Source organism: Vibrio sp. 10N.222.49.C9 (genome assembly GCF_041474985.1).
GTDB lineage: Bacteria > Pseudomonadota > Gammaproteobacteria > Enterobacterales > Vibrionaceae > Vibrio > Vibrio crassostreae_C.
Genome location: NZ_JBFRVD010001059.1, coordinates 1 through 304 on the forward strand (window position 1 = coordinate 1; position 304 = coordinate 304).

At 49.0% G+C, this 304-nt stretch carries 1 pseudogene; it reads right to left on the reverse strand.

Going from position 1 to position 304, the window contains the following annotated elements:
• A pseudogene (locus AB4585_RS26890) lies at positions 1-304 on the reverse strand (alpha-amylase); the annotation flags it as partial.

The following is a 304-nucleotide window of genomic DNA, read 5'->3' on the forward strand; positions in this document are numbered from 1 at the left end:
ATCCATAGCCACGCTCTTGATTGATGTCTTTATGTACTCCGCCACCAATGGCCGGGTGACGCTGACGGAACTGACCTAGTGTTTGCCAGTGTGCAAGAAGTGCTTGTCGCTCTGCATCTAGCTTCCAAACCATGTCGGAACGCGTACCTTGGTGGAAGTCATCGGCGTATGGACCGATATCGCGTGCCACTTCATCACCGTAATAGATCTGAATTGCGCCAGGAGAGAGTAATAGGGCATTGGCTGCATTACGCTGCATCTCCAATGATTTAAAGCGAGCGAAAAATAATTCAGTATCATGTGA